General features: G+C 67.2%; 20 protein-coding genes. 5 read left to right on the top strand and 15 right to left on the bottom strand.

The features are described from left to right. Positions 1 to 83: 83 nt before the first annotated feature. On the top strand, positions 84 to 2,249 hold the full coding sequence (locus WDM94_03190; GenBank protein ID MEJ0011630.1) for an EAL domain-containing protein: 2,166 nt from the start codon (positions 84 to 86) through the stop codon (positions 2,247 to 2,249). Here WDM94_03190 and WDM94_03185 read toward each other — a convergent pair whose 3' ends face one another. The 3 genes from WDM94_03185 to lepA are packed head-to-tail and all read right to left on the bottom strand — an operon-like array spanning position 2,250 to position 4,657. After that, positions 2,250 to 2,582 carry a type II toxin-antitoxin system PemK/MazF family toxin gene (locus tag WDM94_03185; GenBank protein MEJ0011629.1) on the bottom strand — a complete coding sequence of 111 codons (333 nt, stop codon included), beginning with the start codon at positions 2,580 to 2,582 and terminating at the stop codon, positions 2,250 to 2,252. It abuts the gene before it with no gap. Then, a complete protein-coding gene (locus WDM94_03180) occupies positions 2,579 to 2,809 on the bottom strand; it encodes an antitoxin MazE family protein (GenBank protein MEJ0011628.1) in 231 nt (76 codons plus the stop codon). The genes WDM94_03185 and WDM94_03180 overlap by 4 nt, the downstream gene beginning before the upstream one ends. Positions 2,810 to 2,851: 42 nt before the next feature. Continuing rightward, a complete protein-coding gene (lepA, locus tag WDM94_03175; protein MEJ0011627.1) occupies positions 2,852 to 4,657 on the bottom strand; it encodes a translation elongation factor 4 in 1,806 nt (601 codons plus the stop codon). A 113-nt stretch (positions 4,658 to 4,770) separates the two neighbouring features. On the opposite strand from lepA, the gene WDM94_03170 reads away from it, so the two are divergent. Together WDM94_03170 and WDM94_03165 are read left to right on the top strand one after the other, a co-directional pair. Continuing rightward, positions 4,771 to 5,346 (top strand): XRE family transcriptional regulator, encoded by a 576-nt coding sequence (locus WDM94_03170; GenBank protein MEJ0011626.1) that lies wholly within the window; start codon positions 4,771 to 4,773, stop codon positions 5,344 to 5,346. Then, positions 5,343 to 5,864 carry a GNAT family N-acetyltransferase gene (locus tag WDM94_03165; protein MEJ0011625.1) on the top strand — a complete coding sequence of 174 codons (522 nt, stop codon included), beginning with the start codon at positions 5,343 to 5,345 and terminating at the stop codon, positions 5,862 to 5,864. Before WDM94_03170 ends, WDM94_03165 begins: the two co-directional genes overlap by 4 nt. A gap of 198 nt (positions 5,865 to 6,062) precedes the next feature. On the opposite strand, the gene fabI is transcribed toward WDM94_03165, so the two are convergent. The 3 genes from fabI to fabA are packed head-to-tail and all read right to left on the bottom strand — an operon-like array spanning position 6,063 to position 8,752. Next, a complete protein-coding gene (fabI, locus tag WDM94_03160; protein MEJ0011624.1) occupies positions 6,063 to 6,911 on the bottom strand; it encodes an enoyl-ACP reductase FabI in 849 nt (282 codons plus the stop codon). A 32-nt stretch (positions 6,912 to 6,943) separates the two neighbouring features. After that, a complete protein-coding gene (fabB, locus tag WDM94_03155; protein MEJ0011623.1) occupies positions 6,944 to 8,167 on the bottom strand; it encodes a beta-ketoacyl-ACP synthase I in 1,224 nt (407 codons plus the stop codon). Positions 8,168 to 8,212: 45 nt separating this feature from the next. Then, on the bottom strand, positions 8,213 to 8,752 hold the full coding sequence (gene fabA / locus WDM94_03150) for a 3-hydroxyacyl-[acyl-carrier-protein] dehydratase FabA (protein MEJ0011622.1): 540 nt from the start codon (positions 8,750 to 8,752) through the stop codon (positions 8,213 to 8,215). Between the two features lie 327 nt (positions 8,753 to 9,079). Here fabA and irrA point away from each other — a divergent pair, with 327 nt between their 5' ends. Continuing rightward, positions 9,080 to 9,523 (top strand): iron response transcriptional regulator IrrA, encoded by a 444-nt coding sequence (gene irrA, locus WDM94_03145; protein ID MEJ0011621.1) that lies wholly within the window; start codon positions 9,080 to 9,082, stop codon positions 9,521 to 9,523. 191 nt (positions 9,524 to 9,714) lie between these two features. Here the strand turns inward: irrA and WDM94_03140 are convergent, their stop codons facing one another. Next, positions 9,715 to 10,299 carry an SH3 domain-containing protein gene (locus WDM94_03140; GenBank protein MEJ0011620.1) on the bottom strand — a complete coding sequence of 195 codons (585 nt, stop codon included), beginning with the start codon at positions 10,297 to 10,299 and terminating at the stop codon, positions 9,715 to 9,717. A gap of 89 nt (positions 10,300 to 10,388) precedes the next feature. After that, positions 10,389 to 11,162, bottom strand: a complete 774-nt coding sequence (moeB, locus tag WDM94_03135; protein ID MEJ0011619.1) for a molybdopterin-synthase adenylyltransferase MoeB — start codon at positions 11,160 to 11,162, stop codon at positions 10,389 to 10,391. Between the two features lie 94 nt (positions 11,163 to 11,256). Here moeB and WDM94_03130 point away from each other — a divergent pair, with 94 nt between their 5' ends. Beyond that, positions 11,257 to 12,063 carry a transglutaminase family protein gene (locus WDM94_03130; GenBank protein ID MEJ0011618.1) on the top strand — a complete coding sequence of 269 codons (807 nt, stop codon included), beginning with the start codon at positions 11,257 to 11,259 and terminating at the stop codon, positions 12,061 to 12,063. A 175-nt stretch (positions 12,064 to 12,238) separates the two neighbouring features. On the opposite strand, the gene WDM94_03125 is transcribed toward WDM94_03130, so the two are convergent. The 7 genes from WDM94_03125 to ubiB form a co-directional block, all read right to left on the bottom strand. Continuing rightward, a complete protein-coding gene (locus WDM94_03125) occupies positions 12,239 to 12,694 on the bottom strand; it encodes an SRPBCC domain-containing protein (protein ID MEJ0011617.1) in 456 nt (151 codons plus the stop codon). 59 nt (positions 12,695 to 12,753) lie between these two features. Beyond that, positions 12,754 to 13,167 (bottom strand): DUF1761 domain-containing protein, encoded by a 414-nt coding sequence (locus WDM94_03120; GenBank protein ID MEJ0011616.1) that lies wholly within the window; start codon positions 13,165 to 13,167, stop codon positions 12,754 to 12,756. Between the two features lie 141 nt (positions 13,168 to 13,308). Beyond that, positions 13,309 to 14,277 (bottom strand): cysteine synthase A, encoded by a 969-nt coding sequence (cysK, locus tag WDM94_03115; protein MEJ0011615.1) that lies wholly within the window; start codon positions 14,275 to 14,277, stop codon positions 13,309 to 13,311. Between the two features lie 41 nt (positions 14,278 to 14,318). After that, positions 14,319 to 14,774 carry a dUTP diphosphatase gene (gene dut, locus WDM94_03110; protein ID MEJ0011614.1) on the bottom strand — a complete coding sequence of 152 codons (456 nt, stop codon included), beginning with the start codon at positions 14,772 to 14,774 and terminating at the stop codon, positions 14,319 to 14,321. Beyond that, on the bottom strand, positions 14,771 to 16,201 hold the full coding sequence (gene coaBC, locus WDM94_03105) for a bifunctional phosphopantothenoylcysteine decarboxylase/phosphopantothenate--cysteine ligase CoaBC (protein ID MEJ0011613.1): 1,431 nt from the start codon (positions 16,199 to 16,201) through the stop codon (positions 14,771 to 14,773). The genes dut and coaBC overlap by 4 nt, the downstream gene beginning before the upstream one ends. Positions 16,202 to 16,403: 202 nt before the next feature. Continuing rightward, a complete protein-coding gene (gene greA, locus WDM94_03100) occupies positions 16,404 to 16,859 on the bottom strand; it encodes a transcription elongation factor GreA (GenBank protein MEJ0011612.1) in 456 nt (151 codons plus the stop codon). Between the two features lies 1 nt (position 16,860). Further along, entirely contained in the window at positions 16,861 to 18,441 is a 1,581-nt protein-coding gene (gene ubiB / locus WDM94_03095) for a 2-polyprenylphenol 6-hydroxylase (protein ID MEJ0011611.1), read from the bottom strand.

Below are 18,441 nucleotides of genomic sequence, written 5' to 3'. Positions count from 1 at the left end.
CGCCACCCGCGCCGGCTCGCGCGCGACTCACCACGCCTTAATCAGGATCGCGCACTGTCGCGCTCAAGCGGGCGGAGTGGGCGATGCGGAAGCGGCGGACGGAAACAAACAAGCGGAAGCGAGCGGGAACGACGACCGGCAAACGCCGCGCGGCGGCGACGCTGTCGGCACCGGGCGCGATCGCCGCCGTCATCGACGCGCGCGCCGCGGCCGAGGCGGCGGTTGCCGAGGCCAACCAGGCACACCTGCGCCTGCGCGAGGCCATCGACCTGCTGCCGGAAGGCATCGTCTTCCTCGACGCGGAAGGCCGCTACATCCTGTGGAATCAGAAGTATGCCGACATCTACAAGCGCTCCGCCGACCTGTTCCATCTCGGCGCGCGACTGGAGGATACGCTGCGCGTCGGCGTGGATCGCGGCGACTACCCCGAGGCGGTCGGCCGTGAAGAAGAGTGGATCGCGGAGCGGCTGCAACGGCTGCACGCGCCCTACAGCCGGCACGAGCAGACGCTCTCCGACGGCCGCGTCATCCTGATCGAGGAGCGCAAGACGCGCGACGGCGGCAACATTGGGCTGCGCGTCGACATCACCGAGCTGAAGCAGCGCGAAGCCTCGTTCCGCATGCTGTTCGAGGACAGCCCGGTGCCGATGTTCGTCTATTCGCGCTCCGACCGGAAAATCCGCGCCGCCAACGCCGCGGCGATCGACCACTACGGCTTCTCGCGCCAGGACCTCATCGGCACGCCGCTCGCCCGCATCCATGCCGGCGAAGACGCGGCCGGCCTGGAGCTTGCCTCGGAAGAGGAGCAGGCCGGGCGCACCTGGATTCATCGCAAGGCCGACGGCGACACCATCGATGTCACCGTCTTCGCGCGCCGCCTCAACTATCACGGTGTCGATGCGGTCATGATGGCGGCGATCGACATCACCGAGCGCCGGCGGGCCGAGGCGCGGGTCGCCTTCATGGCGCATCACGACGCGTTGACCGCGCTGCCCAACCGCATGATGCTGCACGAGCGCATGCAGGAGATGCTCGCCCGCGTCGCCCGCCACGGCGGCAGCATGGCGGTGCTGTGCATCGACCTCGACAACTTCAAGACGGTCAACGACACGCTCGGCCATCCGGTCGGCGACATGCTGCTGAAGGCGGTCGCCGGGCGGCTTGCCGTGCAGTTGCGCAGCGACGACCTCGTCTCGCGCCTGGGCGGCGACGAATTCGCGGTGCTGCAGAGCGAGGTCTCGGCCGCCGCCGACGTCACCAGCCTGGCGGAGCGGCTGCTGGCGACGATCGCCGAACCGTACGAGCTCGAGGGCCATCAGATCGCGATCAGCGCCTCGATCGGCGTGGCGCTGGCGCCCGGCGACAGCCTGGATGCCGACCGACTGCTCAAGAACGCCGACATCGCGCTCTACCGCGCCAAGGGCGACGGGCGCGGCACCTTCCGTTTCTTCGAGGCCGAGATGGACGCGCGCATCCAGTCGCGGCGCCTGCTTGAGCTCGACCTGCGCAGCGCGGTCAATGCCGGCGCGCTGACGGTCAACTACCAGCCGCTGGTCAGCCTCGCGACCGGCGAGACGACCGGCTTCGAGGCGCTGGTGCGCTGGCAGCATCCCGAGCGTGGTTTCGTGCCGCCGTCGGAATTCATCCCGATCGCGGAGGAGACCGGCCTCATCGCGCCGATCGGCAGCTTCGTGCTGGAACGCGCCTGCGCCGACGCCGCCGCATGGCCGGTGCCGCTCAAGGTCGCGGTCAACCTGTCGCCGCGCCAGTTCAAGACCGGCAACCTGCTCGCGGTCGTCGCCGAGGCGCTGCAGCGCAGCGGCCTGCCGGCGAGCCGGCTGGAGCTCGAGATAACCGAGGCACTGCTGCTCGAACGCTCCGAGATGGTGCTCGCCACGCTGCATGCGCTGCGCGCGCTCGGCGTTCACATCTCGATGGACGACTTCGGCACCGGCTACTCGTCGCTCTCCTACCTACGCTCGTTCCCGTTCGACAAGATCAAGATCGACCGCTCGTTCGTCACCGACATGGGCGCCAACGCCGACTCGCAGGCGATCGTCAAGGCGATCGTCTCGCTCGGCAACAGCCTAGGCATCACGATCACGGCCGAGGGCATCGAAAACGACAGCGACCTCCAGCGCCTCAAGGCGGAAGGCTGCAACGAGGGCCAGGGCTACCTGTTTTCCAAGGCGCAGCCGCAGGAAGAGATCATGGCGGGAATGGCCAAGGGCACGCAGCAGGTGGCGTAGTCAGCGCGCCAGCCCCAGCACGAAGAGCAGCGCCTGGTCCAGCGCCTCGCTATCTTTCGCTTCCAGCCGTCCGATGAGCCGCCGCACGCGCTTGCGGCCAAGCGCGACGAGCTTGTCCGTCATCATCTGGGAACGGAGGCGCACGCCATTGCCAGCCGACGGTTCGACAATCGGCCTCACATGCTCGGCCTTTTCAAGGTCGGAGGACATGGGGCAAACGAGGATCGACGTCGTCTGCTCGAGCGCATCCGATTGGACGACAACAGCGGGACGCGGCTTGCCAAGCTCGCCGGTGGCGACAATCAGCACCACATCGCCGCGTTTCAGGTTCAATCGCCGATCTCGTAGACCGCCTCGATCCATGCGTCGATGGCGTCATTTTCCGGATGCTTGCTGAGGGCTGCTACCTCGCGGCGGATCTGCGCCCGCACCTTCGGATTGCGCATGTCCGGCACCCAGAACTGCACTAGCCGCAGCCCGCTGGCGCGCAGCCGCTTGCGGCGCGCGCGCATGCGCTCGGCGGCTGTCTTGGCAACGGGGCGCTTCGGCTCGGTCGGCATTCGTAACATGTTACGGCGACGCGCAGTGCCCGTCAAACGGCGCTAATCCTCGATCTTCAGCGCCGCGATGAAGGCTTCCTGCGGGATGTCGACCTTGCCGAACTGCCGCATCTTCTTCTTGCCCTCCTTCTGCTTCTCCAGCAGCTTGCGCTTGCGCGTGGCGTCGCCGCCGTAGCACTTGGCGGTCACGTCCTTGCGCAGCGCGCGCACGGTCTCGCGGGCGATGATCTTGCCGCCGATCGCGGCCTGGATCGGCACGACGAACATGTGCGGCGGGATCAGTTCCTTCAGCTTCTCGACCATGCCGCGGCCGCGCGCTTCGGCGCGCGTGCGGTGGACTAGCATCGACAGCGCATCGACGGGATCGCTGTTCACCAGGATCTGCATCTTGACGAGATCGGCCGGCTTGTAGTCGGTGAGATGATAGTCGAACGAGGCGTAGCCCTTCGACACCGACTTCAGGCGATCGTAGAAATCGAAGACGACTTCGTTCAGCGGCAGGTCGTATTTCACCAGCGCCCGCGTGCCGACGTAGGTCAGTTCCTTCTGGATGCCGCGGCGGTCCTGGCACAGTTTTATCACCGAGCCGAGGTAGTCGTCGGGCGTCAGCACCGTCGCCTCGATCCACGGCTCGTCGATCTCGACGATCTTGACGACGTCCGGCATGTCAACCGGATTATGGATCTCGATCTCGGAGCCGTCCGTAAGCTTCATCTTGTAGATGACGCTCGGCGCGGTCGCGATGAGGTTGAGGTTGAACTCGCGCTCCAGCCGCTCCTGGATGATCTCCAGATGGAGCAGGCCGAGGAAGCCGCAGCGGAAGCCGAAGCCCAGCGCGGCACTCGTCTCGACCTCGAAGGAGAAGCTGGCGTCGTTGAGGCGGAGCTTGCCCATGGCGGCGCGGAGGTCCTCGAACTGGGCCGCGTCGACCGGGAATAATCCGCAGAAAACCACGGGAATCGCGGGCCGGAAGCCGGGCAGCATCTCGGTCGTCGGCTTGCGGTCGTCGGTGATCGTATCGCCGACGCGCGTGTCGGCGACTTCCTTGATGGCGCCGGTGAGGAAGCCGATCTCGCCAGGACCCAGCGCCTCGGTCACCGTCAGCTTGGGCGTGAACACGCCGACGCGCTCGACGTCGTAGGCGGCGCCGGTGCCCATCATGCGGATGCGGTCGCCCTTCTTCAGGCGGCCGTCGACGATGCGCACGAGCACGACGACGCCGAGGTAGGCGTCGTACCAGCTATCGACCAGCAGCGCCTTCAGCGTCGCGTCGGGATCGCCCTTCGGCGGCGGCAGCCGCGTGACGATCGCCTCCAGCACGTCGCCGATGCCGAGGCCGGTCTTGGCCGAGATGAGCACCGCCTCCGACGCATCGATGCCGATGACGTCCTCGATCTGCTGCTTCACCTTCTCCGGCTCGGCCGCAGGCAGGTCGACCTTGTTGAGGATCGGGACGATCTCGTGGTTGTTGTCGATCGCCTGATAGACGTTGGCGAGCGTCTGCGCCTCGACGCCCTGCGAGGCATCGACGACGAGCAGCGAACCTTCGCAGGCGGCGAGCGAGCGCGACACCTCGTAGCCGAAGTCGACGTGGCCGGGCGTGTCGATCAGGTTGAGGATGTAGTCCTTGCCGTCGTGCGCGCGATACTTGAGGCGCACCGTCTGCGCCTTGATGGTGATGCCGCGCTCGCGCTCGATGTCCATCGAGTCGAGCACCTGCTCCTTCATCTCGCGCGCCTGCAGGCCGCCGGTCGTCTGGATCAGGCGATCCGCCAGCGTCGACTTGCCGTGGTCGATGTGGGCGATGATCGCGAAGTTGCGGATTTGGCTCTGCGGACCGGTGGTCATCTCAAATCTTTCCTGGGCGCGGCTCTTAGCAGACGCAGCATGAAGCCGGAAGGCGCGAATTTCGCACGCTCCCGGCCGTTGATTTCCAATATGATGGATTGTATTCTTATTTCATGGAACAGACCGGAGAACAGGTCGATCGCGCCATCGGCGAACGCGTCCACGCGCTGCGTGCGACCTCGAAAATGACGCTGGAAGGGCTCGCCGAACGCTCCGGCGTCAGCCGCGCGATGCTGTCACGGATCGAGCGCGGCGAGTCGAGCCCGACGGCGCAGTTGCTCAATCGCGTGTGCGCCGGGCTGGGCGTTACGCTGTCGGCGCTGTTCGCCGCGGCAACGCCAACCGCGTCGCCGCTCCGGCGGCGCTCGGAGCAGACGACGTGGACCGATCCCGGCGTCGGCTACGTCCGCCGCGTTGTGTCGCCGGCGGGGACTGGCTCGGCCGCGGAGATCGTCGAAGTCGATTTTCCGGCGAACGCATCGGTGTCGTTCGACGATTCGCGCTTCGCCGGCGTCGACCAGCACATTGTCATCCTCGCAGGCGCGATGGAGATGACCATCGACGGCGCGATCCATCGCCTCGAAAAGGGGGACTGCCTGTACATGCGTCTCGACCAGTCGATCCGCTTCCGCAACCCGACGCGGAAGGCGGCGCGGTATCTCGTCGTGGTTTCGCGAGGTGCGCGATGAACGTCCGCGTACTGGCGCCAACCGAAGTGCGTAGGCTGGCGCCGGCGCTTGGCGCGATCCTCGCCGATTGCGTCGCCGGCGGCGCGTCGGTGAGTTTCATGGCGCCGTTCTCCGAGGACGATGCGCGCAGATTTTTCGAGAGTGTCGCCGACGCCGCGGAACGCGACGCGGTCAGCGTGCTTGTCGCCGAGATCGACGGCGTGCCGCTCGGCACGGTGCAGGTCGCCTACGACATGCCGCCCAACCAGCCGCACCGCGGCGACATCCGCAAGCTGCTGGTGCATCGCAAGGCGCGCCGGCGGGGACTGGCGCGGGCGTTGATGATCGCGGCGGAAGCCGAGGCCATTGCGCGCGGGCGACCGCTGCTCGTGCTCGACACCGCCAGCGACGGGGCCGAGCGCCTCTACACCGACCTCGGCTGGGTGCGCGTCGGCACGGTGCCCGACTACGCGCTGCTGCCCGGCGGCGGATATTGCGACACGGTGTTTTTCTATAAGCGGGTGGCGGCGCTGCCGTAAGCGGAGCCCGTGGCGGCACACCCCTCCCCAAAACGCCTTCGGCGTTTTGACCCTCCCACAAGGGGAGGGTTCATCCTTGTTGGAACGTCGTGCTTCAACAAACTCCGCTTGAGCCCTCCCCTTGCGGGAGGGCCAAAACCGCTTCGCGGTTTTGGGGAGGGGTGTCTCTCCTACTCGCAGCCCCGCTAATTTCGCGCGCTACTCCGCAGCCTCGTCAGTGTCTTCCACCTCGGCGGCCTTCAGGTCATCCAGCCGCGGCATCGCCATGATGTTGTAGCCCGAGTCGACGTAGTGGATCTCGCCGGTCACCGCGGTCCCCATATCGGACAACAGATAGAGCGCGGTGTTGCCGATCTCCTCGATCGTGACCGTCCGGCGGAGCGGCGCGTTCCGCTTCTGGTAGTTGAACATCAGCCGCGCGTCCGAAACGCCCGACCCCGCCAAAGTCCGAACCGGGCCGGCGGAGATCGCGTTGACGCGCACGTTGTCGCCGCCGAAGTCGGCCGCGAGGTAGCGGACGGAAGCCTCCAGTGCGGCCTTGGCGACGCCCATCACGTTGTAGTTCGGCATGACGCGGCTTGAGCCGCCATAGGTGAGCGTCAGCATGCCGCCGCCCTTCGTCATCAGCGGCGCGGCGAGTTTCGCCACCTCGGTGAAGGAGAAGCACGAGATCAGCATCGTGTGGGTGAAGTTATCCCGCGTCGTGTCGGCGTAGCGCCCCTTCAACTCGTTCTTGTCGGAGAAGGCGATGGCGTGGACGACGAAGTCGAGACTGTCCCAGCGCCGCGCCAGCGCCGCGAACACCGACGACAGCGATTGCGGATCGGACGAGTCCGGCTTCAGGCCGACGTCGCACGGCAGGACGAAATCCGAGTTGACCGACTGCGCCAGCGGCTTGACGCGCTTGGCCAATTGCTCGGTCTGATAGGTGAAGGCGAGCTCGGCGCCCTCGGCGGCGAGGCGCTTGGCGATCCCCCAGGCGATCGAGTGATCGTTGGCGACGCCCATGACGAGGCCGCGCTTGCCGGACATCAACCCCGTCGACATTGGAACGCGTCTCCCCCCGGAGTTAGTTCCGGCTACCCGTTGTAACGCTGCAGAACCAGCGTGGCGTTGGTGCCGCCGAAGCCGAACGAATTCGACAGCACGGTATTCACTTCGACGTTGTCGATGCGTTTGCGGACGATCGGCATGTCGGCAAACGCCGGATCGAGCTCGTCGATATTGGCGCTCTCGCAGATGAAGCCGTTGTTCATCATCAGCAGCGAGTAAATCGTCTCCTGCACGCCGGTGGCGCCCAGCGAATGGCCGGTCAGCGACTTGGTCGCCGAGATCGGCGGGCACTTGTCGCCGGTGCCGAAGACGCGGCGAATGGCGTCGATCTCGGGCGGATCCCCGGCCGGCGTCGAGGTGGCGTGCGGGTTGATGTAGTCGATCTTGTCGTGGACGCCCTGCAGCGCCAGGCGCATGCAGCGCTCGGCGCCCTCGCCCGACGGCAGCACCATGTCGAAGCCGTCGGAGGTGGCGCCGTAGCCGATGACCTCGCCGTAGATGCGAGCGCCGCGGGCCTTCGCGTGTTCCAGTTCCTCCAGCACGACGACACCGGCGCCGCCGGCGATGACGAAGCCGTCGCGGCTCACGTCATAGGCACGCGAAGCTTTCGCCGGCGTCTCGTTGAAGTGCGACGACATCGCGCCCATCGCGTCGAACAGCACCGACAGCGACCAGTCGAGTTCCTCGCAGCCGCCGGCGAACATGACGTCCTGCTTGCCCATCTGGATGAGCTCGGCGGCGTTGCCGATGCAATGCGACGAGGTCGAGCAGGCCGACGAGATCGAGTAGCTGACGCCCTTGATCTTGAACCACGTCGATAGCGTCGCCGACGCGGTCGACGACATCGCCTTCGGCACGGCGAACGGACCGACGCGCTTCGGGCCCTTCTCGCGCGTGATGTCGGCGGCCTCGACGATGGTGCGGGTCGAGGGGCCGCCCGAGCCCATGATCAGGCCGGTACGGATATTGGAAATCTCGCTGGCCTCGAGCCCGGAGTCCTGGATCGCCTGATCCATGGCGACGTGGTTCCACGCCGTGCCGCCGCCGTGGAAGCGCATGGCGCGGCGATCGACCATGGTCGACGGATCGAGTTGGGGCGCGCCCTGGACGCGGCAGCGGAAACCGAGCTTGGCGTAATCCTCGGCGAACGAGATGCCCGGCTTCGCTTCATGCAGCGAAGCCATGACCTCCTGAGTCGAGTTCCCGATCGAGGAAACGATGCCCATGCCGGTGACGACGACGCGTTTCATGTCTCAAGCTTCCTCATCCCGGTCGGGCTCAGGGTTTAGCGGCAACTAGCCGACCGACGGCTCCGCGGCACCCTGGAACAGGCCGACCTTCAGATCCTTCGCCTGGTAGATGGTGTTGCCATCGACCTTAAGCCAGCCGTCGCCGATGCCCAGCACCAGCTTGGAGCGGAGCACGCGCTTCAGGTCGACGCCGTACTCAACCAGCTTCGCGCCCGGCAGCACCATGCCGGAAAACTTGATCTCGCCGGCCTGCAGCGCGCGGCCCCTGCCCTTGCCGCCGATCCAGCCCAGGAAAAATCCCAGCATCTGCCACATGGCGTCGAGGCCGAGGCAGCCGGGCATGACCGGATCGCCCTTGAAGTGGCAGGCGAAGAACCAGAGGTCGGGCTTCACGTCGAGCTCGGCGCGGATCTGCCCCTTGCCGTGCTCGCCGCCTTCTTCGGTGATCGAGGTGATGCGGTCGAACATCAGCATCGGCGGCATCGGCAGTTGGGCGTTGCCCGGCCCGAACAATTCTCCACGACCACAGGAGAGAAGCGCCTCGTAGTCGAAGGCGTTCGCCCGCGTGTCGTTCAAGTCAGGCATGGCCAGTGTCATCCGTCGACTTTTGTCCCGATTGTTGCCGCCTGCCGCGCCGCGGCGGGGCGCGACCGAAGCGCCCTCTTAACATAGCACCGGAACCGTCGCCACAAGGGGCGGTAGGCGAAAACGGCGCAATCCCGCCCTTTCAACGGTGCAGTGCACGCGGGCAGCGACAAAATACGCACGTCGCGGTGCGTTGCTTTCCGCCGGTGCGAGCGGCAGAACTGTGCGGGTTTCGTTGCTAAGCCGGCAACGCGAACCTATACTTGCACTGGACCTTAGGTCGCCACGAGACGCCGGCGCCTTGAACGCCGGTTAAGAAAGACGACGATGAACCACGATTTGATCTATGTCCCGGCCGTGACGCGGCCGGAAATCCGCACGATGCTTCGCAAGTCGGGATTGCGGCCGACCCGCCAGCGCGTCGCGCTCGCCGAGATTCTCTTCGCCCGCGGCAACCGCCACATCAGCGCCGAGAGCCTCCACGACGAGGCGACGGTCGAGAAGGTGCCGGTGTCGCTCGCCACGATCTACAACACGCTGCACCAGTTCACCGAAGCGGGTCTGCTGCGCGAGGTCGCGGTCGACGGGTCGAAGACGTACTTCGACACCAACATCAGCGACCATCACCACTTCTTCGTCGAGGACTCGAACGAGGTGCTCGACATTCCGGAAGGCGAGATGGGCGTAGGCAACGTGCCGACACCGCCGCCGGGATACGAGATCACGCGGGTCGATGTGGTCGTGCGCCTGCGGCGGATTCGGCAGGGCTAGTCACCGTCAGCGGGGAGGAGACACGCCCCTCCCCAAACGGCTTTCCGCCGTTTGACCCTCCCGCAAGGAGAGGGTTCGCCTCGTTAAAAAAGCACGCCTCAACAAACTCCGCCTGCTGAACCCTCCCCTTGTGGGGGGGTCAAAACGCCGAAGGCGTTTTCGGGAGGGGTGTCTCTCCCACTCCCCGACGCTCAGTCTACCACCTCGTCCGGATACACGCCCCACAACTGGCTCTGCTCGATCCAGCCCGAGAAACCCTGGCCGGAGAGATTGCACCAGCCGCCGTTGCAACGATCGACGGCGGCTTCGACGCCCGGCTGGAGATAGGCGGTGACGGCGGCATCGGCAGTGGCGCGGGCGCGCACCGGCAGCGGATCGCCCTTGGCCCACGGCGTCACGACAGCGGTACGCTTGCCGGAGAGCAGCGAGTGGAACACCCAGCCCATCTGCCCGTCCGAATCGCGGATGCGGCGCCAGGTGTCGAATTCCTGGATAATCTCGACGGGCAGTGCGGATTTGGTGAAGACCCAGGCGACCTTGTAGTCCTCGCCCGGCCCGACGCGGACGTTGACGCGGCCGGCCTTGAGGCTGACGAAGCGCGGCAGCGGCAGGCCGCTCTTGCCGAGCGCTACCGCCGGGTCGGGGACATCGACTGCGGCCGGCGCGGAGGCCGATGACGCCGCGGCGTGGCCGCCCTCCAGCATGAAAATCGCCCCGCCGGCGACGGCCGCCACGACGGCGAAAGCCGCCACTGCCCTGCCCAGCATCCCCCGCATGACCCGTTCCCCGAACGCAACGCTTACGCAAAATGCCCGAACGCCTGACTATCGGCGCGGAGCGTTAAGCGAAGGTCAACGCGGCCGCGCTAGGTCGTGCCGTTCAGCGGGTTCGCCGGGCTCCAGCGATACTCGACGGTCTCGAAGCGCATGTCGCGCGCGTCCATCAGCAGCAGGCGCCCGATCAGCAGCTCGCCGTAGCCGACGATCTCCTTGATGACCTCCAGCGCCTGCAGCGCGCCGACGACGCCGACCAGCGCGCCGAGGATGCCGGCCTGGGCGCACGTCGGCAGCAGACCATCCGGCGGCGCCTCGGGGAACAGGCAGCGGTACGTCGGGTTGGGTGCGCCGTCGGCGCCCTTCGCCTGCGGCTTCAGCGTCGTCAGCGAGCCGTCGAACTGGCCGACCGCAGCCGTGACCAGCGTCTTCTTCGCATGGAAGCAGGTATCCGAGACGAGATAGCGCGTGGTGAAGTTATCCGAGCAGTCGGCGATCACATCGTAGGCAGCGATCAGCGCTGCAGCGTTGTCCGCGCCGATGCGGGTCCGATGCGTTTCCACCTTGACGTGCGGATTAAGCCTGGCGACCGCCGCGGCGGCGCTCCCGACCTTGGCCGTGCCGATGCTGCCGGTGTCGTGGATCACCTGCCGCTGCAGGTTCGACAGCGACACGACGTCATCGTCGACGACGCCGATGGTGCCGACGCCGGCGGCGGCGAGATACTGGATGGCCGGGCTGCCCAGGCCGCCGGCGCCGACGATCAGCACGCGCGCCGCTTTCAGCTTCTGCTGCCCCGGCCCGCCGACGCCCATCAGGACGATATGGCGGGCGTAGCGCTGGATTTCTTCCGGGCTGAGTTCCATGCGTGGAACCTAACCACTACCCGCGGTATTGACGAGGTTCTTGGCGCTGCTCTTGCATCGCCCATGAACACAAGGGTGGTGCTAAGGTTCACGCATGCAAATACGCATCGGCTTCGACATCGCCTACCAGTGCGTCCAGCGCACGCCGTTCCTGCTCTCGCTCCGCGTCCACCATTCCCGCGCCGGCGATCTGGTGACGCCGGACGTCATCCGCTCCGATCCGTCGGTGGTGCTCACCGAGTACGTCGACAGCTTCGGCAACCTGTGCAGCCGCACCGTGCTGGAAGCCGGGACGACGCACCTGACGCTCGACGCGCTGATCAACGACAGCGGACTGCCCGATCCGGTGACACCGGACGCGATCCAGCACGACATCACCGACCTGCCCTCCGAGGTGCTCGTCTACCTGCTTGGCTCGCGCTATTGCGAGACCGACAAGCTCAGCGACACGGCGTGGCGCCTGTTCGGCAACACGCCGCCGGGGTGGGGGCGCGTCGCGGCGATCTGCGACTACGTCCACGAGCACGTGAAGTTCGGCTACGAGATGGCGCGGCCGACGAAGTCGGCGTCCGACGTGCATGTCGAGCGCGGCGGCGTCTGCCGCGACTTCGCGCATCTCGCGGTCACCCTGTGCCGCTGCATGAACATCCCGGCGCGCTACGTCACCGGCTACCTCGGCGACATCGGCGTGCCCTACGATCCCGCGCCGATGGATTTCTCGGCCTGGTTCGAGGCCTATCTCGGCGGGCGCTGGCACACCTTCGACGCGCGCCACAACAAGCCGCGCATCGGCCGCATCCTGATCGCGACCGGGCGCGACGCCTCCGACGTCGCGATCTCGAACTCGTTCGGCATGACGACGCTGGCCGGGTTCAAGGTGTGGTCGGACGAGGTGAAGTAAGCGACGCCCTGCGGAGGAGAGCACCCCTCCCCAAAACCGCGAAAAGCGGTTTTGGCCCTCCCGCAAGGGGAGGGCTCAAGCGGAGCTTGTTGAGACTCGGTGATCCCCCACGACGAACCCTCCCCTTGCGGAGGGTCAAAACGCCGAAGGCGTTTTGGGGAGGGGTGTCTCTCGGCTACCGCTTCGCCGCGGTCTTCTTCTTCGCCGCGGTCTTCGCCGGCTTTTTCTTCGCCCCAAGCTTCGCGAAATACGCCTTCATCGGCGTGAAGTAATAATCCGCCCAGCCCTGCTTGTAGCCGCCGTCCTTCTGGCTGTCGGGGATGGCCGAGTGCAGCAGGACCAGTTTGGTGCCGCCGGCGACCGGCTTCAGCGTGATGCTGATCTTCGAGTCCGGGTCGCCTTCGGCGAAATCGGCCGAGCGCCAGGACTGGACGATCTTCTTGCCCGCCTTCAGCTCGAGGTTCGTGCCCCAGCAATAGGCGTCGGTCGCCGACCATTTGGCGCCAACCTTGGTCGAGGCCTTCGCCTTGCTGCCGGTCATGGCGCCGTGCGCCTTGGAATCCAGCCAGGCGTCGTAGACGGCGCGCGGGCTCGCCGGGATGACGTCGGAAGCCGTGAACTTGAAACTCATTTTTCCTCGCCCTTTTCGCTCGATGGCCCGCGCGGTGGCGGGCCTGCTTTTTTGCGCCGCTAGCCGTGCCAGACGCCGAAGATGGCGCCCATGACCAGCAGCGACACCAGCATGTAGCCGCCGTTGATGACGACCAGTTGCTGCGGCTTGCGCTCGTAGAAAATCTGGTTGGCCATGACGGTGGCGACGAAACCCAGCCACGCCATGAAGCCGATGAGCAGGCCGCCGCCGATGCCGCCGGCGCCGTAGTGCGCGACGAAGCGCGCCAGCACGTAGGCCATGATCAGGTCGCCGACGGCTTCCGCGACCAGCGCCGGAACGAGGCCGGCGCGCACCTGCGCCTCGGTCAATCCAATCAGCGATTGCCATTGCTTGGCGAACAGCGCCGGCGAATACCACGCCGCGCCGATGGCGAATTTCACGATCGCGGCGACGATGACCGCGAAGTAGCTGATGCTAACTGCCGTTGGCATGGATGCCCCTCCCTTGTTGCCGTGACGCTCCCTACGCACCCTTGTCGTCCCGCGAAGGCGGGATCCGGTAGACGCCGGCCGATACTCCCTGCGCACCGTTTGCGGTTGCTGGGTCCCCGCCTCCGCGGGACGACACCCGACCTAGTCCAGCCCCTCGAACAGCGCCGTCGACAGATAGCGCTCGGCGAACGAAGGGATGATCAGCACGATGTTCTTGCCCTTCATCTCGGGGCGCTGGCCGACGGTGACCGCCGCCGAGATCGCGGCGCCCGACGAGATGCCGACGGGGATGCCTTCGACGCGCGCGCAGAGCCGCGCATAGGAGAACGCCTCCTCGGTCGGCACCTTGATCACCTCGTCGTAGACCTTGGTGTCGAGTATCTGCGGCACGAATCCCGCGCCGATGCCCTGGATCTTGTGCGGCCCCGGATTGCCGCCGGACAGCACCGGACTCTCCGCCGGCTCGACCGCGATGATGCGCACGCCGGGCTTCCGCTGTTTCAATATCTGCCCGACGCCGGTGATCGTGCCGCCGGTGCCGACGCCGGCGATGAAGGCGTCGACCTCGCCGTTGGTGTCGTTCCAGATTTCCTCGGCAGTGGTCTTGCGATGGATCTCGGGGTTCGCCGGATTGACGAACTGGCCGGGCACGACCGCATCCGGCGTCTCGCGCAGGATTTCCTCGGCGCGCGCGATGGCGCCCTTCATGCCCTTGGTGCCGTCGGTCAGCACCAGTTCGGCGCCCATCAGCTTCAGCATCTTGCGCCGCTCGAGCGACATCGTCTCGGGCATCACCAGGATCAGGCGATAGCCGCGCGCTGCCGCGACGAAGGCGAGCGCGATGCCGGTGTTGCCCGAGGTCGGCTCGACCAGCGTGTTGACGCCGGGACTGATCTTGCCGGCCGCCTCCAGCGCATCGATCATCGCGACGCCGATGCGATCCTTGACGCTGGAGATCGGATTGAAAAATTCGAGCTTGGCCAGCAGGTGCGCCGGCACGTCCTTCATCGCCGCGATGCGGTCGAGACGGACCAGCGGCGTGTCGCCGATGGTGTCGGTGATCGAGTCGTAGATGCGGCCGCGTCCGGGCTTCTTCGGCGTGTCAGGCATCGTCGCACGTCCCTCCGACTCTACGCGGCGGGATACTAACCCTAAACCCCGGTCGAACCGAAGCCGCCTTTGGCGCGCGCGGTTTCGTCGAGCGTCGTCGCTTCCACCAGCTTGGCGCCGACGACGGGCGCGATCACCAGTTGCGCGATACGCATGCCACGCGTCACCGTGAACGGCTCGTGGCCGAGATTGATCAGCGGCACCTTCACCTCGCCGCGATAGTCCGCATCGATCGTGCCGGGCGCGTTCAGCACCGTGACGCCGAACTGCACGGCGAGGCCGGAGCGCGGCCGCACCTGGCCCTCGTAGCCTTCCGGCAGCGCGATGGCGAAGCCGGTCGGGATCAGCGCGCGCCCGCCGACGGGGATTAGCACCGCATCTTCCACCGCTGCCGGCAGGTCGAGCCCGGCGGCGCCGCTCGTCTTGGCGGCGGGCAACGGCAGGCCTTCGCCATGCGGCAGGCGCTGGACAGGAATGGTGAGCGGCACGGAGATCATTGCGCGATTGCCTCCGCGATCTTCGCCACCAGCCGCGCGGCGACCTCGGTCTTCGACATCTTCGGCCAGTCCTCGATCCGGACGTCGCCCCCGGGCGCGCTGATAATGTGCACGGTGTTGTCCTCCCCGCCCATGACGCCGCCTTCGGCCGACACATCGTTGGCGACGATCCAGTCGGCGCCCTTCGCCTTCAGCTTCTTGCCCGCGTTGGCGATCAGGTTGTCCGTCTCGGCGGCGAAGCCCACGACCAACGCCGGCCGCTTGTCGCGGTTCCGCGCGACGGTGGCGAGAATGTCGGGGTTTTCGGCCAGCGCCAAGGGCGGCGGCCGGCCTGTCCCGTCCTTTTTGATCTTGGCACCCACCGGCGACGCCGCGCGCCAGTCCGCCACCGCAGCGGCGAAGACCGCGACATCGGCCGGCAGCGCCTTCTCCACCGCGGCCAGCATCTCGGCCGCCGTCTCGACGTGCACCGTCGTCACGCCGGGGGGATCGGGCAGCGACACCGGCCCGGACACGAGCGTGACCCTGGCGCCGGCGCGGGCGGCGGCCTCGGCGATGGCGTGGCCCTGGCGGCCGGAGGATCGGTTGGCGAGATAGCGCACCGGGTCGATCGGCTCGTGGGTCGGGCCCGATGTCACCAGCACATGCTTGCCGGCAAGCGCGCCGCCGCCGAACAGCGCACCGAGCGCCGCGGCGATCTCCAGCGGCTCGGCCATGCGGCCCAACCCGACCTCGTTGCGCTCGGCCATCTCGCCCCGGTTCGGCCCGACGAAGCGGATGCCATCGGCGCGCAACGTCGCGAGGTTGCGTTGCGTGGCGCGATTCGCCCACATCGCCGGGTTCATCGCCGGCGCGAGCAGCACCGGCGCGCGCGTCGCGAGCAGCACGGCGGTGGCAAGATCGTCGGCGCGACCGGATGCCATGCGCGCCATCAGGTCGGCAGTAGCGGGCGCGACGACGATCGCCTCGGCCTCGCGCGCCAGACGGATATGCCCGACATCGTGCTCGTCTTCGCGGTCGAACAGCTCGGTGAACACGCGCCCGCCGGTCAGCGCGCCGACCGACAGCGGCGTCACGAACTCCTGTGCCGCCTTAGTCATGATCGCGCGTACGGTCACGCCGCGTTCGGCGAGCCGCCGGATCAGGTCGAGCGATTTGTACGCAGCGATGCCGCCGCCGATGATCAAGACGACGGTGCGCTTGCCGGACGACGGCGACGGCGCGCCGGCGATCAGGTCGGCGAGCTCGCAGTCCAGTGCGCCGGCGATGGCGCGCAGGGTTTCGATGCCGGGGTTCGCTGACTTGCCGGAGATGATGTCGCTGACGACGCCCTTGCCGAGGCCGGCCTTCAGAGAGATCGCCATCGCGGTTCCGCCGCTGGCGGCAAGGCGCTGTTTTAACCGTTCAACGAGGTCGTTCTTGGTCATATTGATGGATATATCCTGTTACAGTGGATATATCCAGCAACGAGCGAAGCGAATTAGGCGAAAAGGGTGAGGGTTAGGGACCGGAGTTTTTGGCGATGGCCGGACCGAAGTCTTAGGCGAGACGTCCCTGACCCCTCACCCTCCTGCCTCAGGGAGAGGTGACTAACTGGCACTGTGCCGAGAGAAGTGACCAACCGAGACCTCACCCGATCGCGACGATCTCCGCCTCCCCGCCCGCGACCTCGATGACATCGCCAACGCCCTTACCCGACAACGCCGTCGCCAGCGGCGATACATACGACAGCGTGCCCTTCGCCGGATCGGCTTCGTCCTCGCCGACGATACGCCACGTCTGGCGGCGTCCATCGTCGCGCTCGATCGTCACCGTCGCGCCGAAGCGCACCTCGCTCGTGTCGGCGGGTGGCGGCACGACCTCGGCGGTGGCGCGGCGCGAGCGCCAGTAGCGAAGATCGCGTTCCACGCTGGCGCGCACGGCGCGGTCGTCGCCGGCGTCGGCCAATGCAGATGTGAGACGCGCCAGCTCCGCATCGATCAGCGCCAGCCCATTCGCCGTGACGTAGTTCGGATGCTGCGAGATCGCGCGGTCGGGGAGGCCGTCGTCCTCGCCGTCGCCTTCCTTGACGAACGCGCGGCTCACGTCAGAAGACCAGCTTCAGCCCGACGATCACCGCGACGACCGCGATCACCACCAGCGCGATGCGGCCCCAGCGGCCTTCGCGCGCCTCGGCGCGGCCAATGTCCTCGATGGTCGCGGGATCAAGCCGGATGCCGCGCTCGCCCATCTGGTCGAACTCGCGCGACAGGCGCTCGGCGCGCGCCGCGAGTTCCGGCAATTCGCCGGCGAGGCGGCCGAGCGACTGCAGCCCCTCCACCGCCTGCTCCAGCTTTCCGGCCGGCCCGAGGTTGCGCTCGATCCATTCGCGGATCACCGGCTCGGACACGGTCCACATGTCGAAATCCGGATCGAGCGAGCGCGCCACGCCCTCGACCACGACCATCGTCTTCTGCAGCAGCAGAAGCTCCGGCCGCGTCTCCATGTCGAAAATTTCGGTGACCTCGAAGAGCAGCGTCAGCAGCCGCGCCATCGAGATGTCGCGCGCCGGCTGGCCGTGGATCGGCTCGCCGATGGCCCGGATCGCCTGCGCAAAATCGTCGACGGCATGCGTGCGCGGGACGTAGCCGGCCTCGAAATGCACCTCGGCGACGCGGCGATAATCGCGCGTGATGAAGCCCAGCAGAATCTCGGCGAGGAACTTGCGCTCCTTCGGCCCCAATCGGCCCATGATGCCGAAATCGATGGCGACGATGTTGCCGGCCGGGTCGATGAAGAAATTGCCCTGGTGCATGTCGGCATGGAAGAAGCCGTCGCGCAGCGCCTGGCGGAGGAACGCCTGCATCAGCCGCCGCGCCAGCGCGACGAGGTCGTGCCCGGCGGCGCGGATCGCGGCGATGTCCGACAGTTTTATTCCGTCGATCCATTCGAGCGTCAGCACGTCGCGCGCGGTCAGTTCCCATTCGACCTTGGGCACGCGGAAGCCGAGGTCGCCGGCGGTGAGTTCCGCCATCTCGGAGAGCGCGGCGGCTTCCAGCCGCAGGTCCATCTCGATCGCGACCGACTTTGCCAGCGTGCCGACGATGACCACCGGACGCAGGCGGCGCGATGCCGGGTCAGCCCACTCGACAAAGCGCGCGCCGGCGAAGAATGTCTCGAGGTCGCGCCGGAAACGATCGCGGACGCCGGGCCGCAGCACCTTGACCGCGACAGTGCGCGTGCCGCCGTCGGGCAGCGCTATGTCGGCCTTGTGGACCTGCGCGATCGAGGCGGCGGCGACCGGCGGCGAGAACGAGGCGAAAATCGCCTCGACCGGGCGGCCGAGCGAATGCGCCACGATCAGGCGCGCCTCGGCGTCGGGGAACGGCGGGATCTCGTCGCGCAGGCGGCCGAGGACATCGGCGGCCTCGCGGCCGATGAGATCGGGCCGCGTTGCCAGGAACTGGCCGAATTTCAGGTACGACGGCCCCAGTTTCTGCAGCGCCAGCGTCAGGCGCTCGGCGCGCTCGCCGTCCGAGATATTCTGCGGACCGAGCATCGCGGCGAAATGCACCAGCGCGCGCGGCCCGGCCGGCAAGGCTTCCGGATCGGCCAGCGAGAACGCGCCGGCGCGCGCCAGAATGAAGCCGGCACGGGCGAGGCGGAAGAGCGCGGCGACGTCCGCCAT

The organism is Bauldia sp. (genome assembly GCA_037200845.1).
Classification (GTDB): domain Bacteria; phylum Pseudomonadota; class Alphaproteobacteria; order Rhizobiales; family Kaistiaceae; genus DASZQY01.
Note: the sequence above shows the minus strand (reverse complement) of the source record. Positions and strands in the feature narration are given on the sequence as shown.